Origin of the sequence: Kitasatospora sp. NPDC053057 (assembly GCF_044546945.1) — a bacterium.
Taxonomy (GTDB): domain Bacteria; phylum Actinomycetota; class Actinomycetes; order Streptomycetales; family Streptomycetaceae; genus Kitasatospora.
In genome coordinates this window covers 1-1,288 of the sequence record NZ_JBITZP010000150.1, presented here as the reverse complement: position 1 = coordinate 1,288, position 1,288 = coordinate 1, and the positions used below count along the sequence as shown (strand labels likewise).

General features: G+C 69.6%; 1 protein-coding gene. It reads right to left on the bottom strand.

Features of this window, described 5'->3' with window-relative positions:
- Positions 1–1,240 (bottom strand): IS30 family transposase (locus ACIG5E_RS39520; protein WP_396542172.1); only part of this gene is annotated, 1,240 nt, incomplete at its 3' end.
- Between the last annotated feature and the right edge of the window lie 48 nt (positions 1,241–1,288).

Here is a 1,288-nt window from a genome sequence, read left to right as displayed (position 1 = left end):
CTTTCGGAAAGTACTGTCGCAACAGCCCGTTCGTGTTCTCGTTCGTGCCGCGCTGCCAGGGGCTGTGAGGATCGGCGAAGAACACCAACATCCCTGTGTCCGCGCTCAGTTGCACGTGCTGTGCCAGTTCCTTCCCGCGGTCCCAGGTCAGCGAGCGTCGCATATGTCCAGGCAGCGTCGCGAAGGCAGCGGCGAGGGCTTTGCGGACGGCTTCGGCACCGTGCCCGGCCAACGCCGGGCCGTTCTTGGTACGTGGTCCGACGCCGTATCCCTCCAGGCGGGGCAGGTGCAGCAGCATGGTGAACCGCGTTGTTCGTTCCACGAGGGTGGCGATCGCGGACTGGTTGGTGCCGATGATCAGGTCGCCCTCCCAGTGGCCGGCGACTGCGCGGTCGTCGGCCTCGGCCGGTCTCTGGGTGATCACGGTCTCGGAAGTGACATGGCCGACGGCACGCTGCCGGGAGCGTGCTCGGGGCGTCCGCAGCGCCCGTCCGGTCCGCAAGCAGGTGACCAGCTCGCGATCGAGTGCTCCGCGTCCTTGGATGTAGAGCGCCTGGTATATCGCTTCGTGGGAGATCCGCATGGAGTCGTCAAGCGGGAAGTCGAGCGGGAGCCGGTTGGCGATCTGCTCGGGGCTCCAAGCCGTCGCCCATCGCCGGTCCTCGCGGCGCGGCTTGTTGCGTCCTTTCCACTCCGGAGTGTGCGGGCCGGATACCGCTGTTCCGTCAGGGAGTTGGACCGCGCCCGACAATCGAGCCTGAACGTAGTCGCGCAGGCGCTCGTCCGCCACGAGCTTCGCGGTCTTGGGGCGCCGGGCCGCCAACTCGGCCTTCCACTGGGCGATCGAGGCGCGGTAGTCCAGCCGGGCGCCGCGCGTGGCCGCGTTGCGCCGCAGCTCTCTCGAGATCGTCGAGGGCGACCGGCCCAGCTGGCGCGCGATCTCCCGCACCCCGGCGTCCTGGGCCCGCAGCAGCGCGATCTCCTCACGCTCGGCGAAGGACAGGTACCGGCCCGAGTCCGGGCCCAGCCGGAGCGTGGGCATGCCGCCACCCTCCCGGAACCAGCGCGAGCCGACCACGCCCGAGACACCGCACGCAATCCCCGCCTCCTCGCTGGACATCCCCTCCGCGATCCGCACCCAGAACTCCCGCTCCACACCGCGCCGAATCGGGGGCCGCCCCGGCGAACGCATCGCCGGACGCCCCGTCAGCGTCGTGATCCACCCTGCTGGCCGTCCCATGCAACACCACCTCGATCAAGGTGTTGCGACGACCGATGGAATCCACCC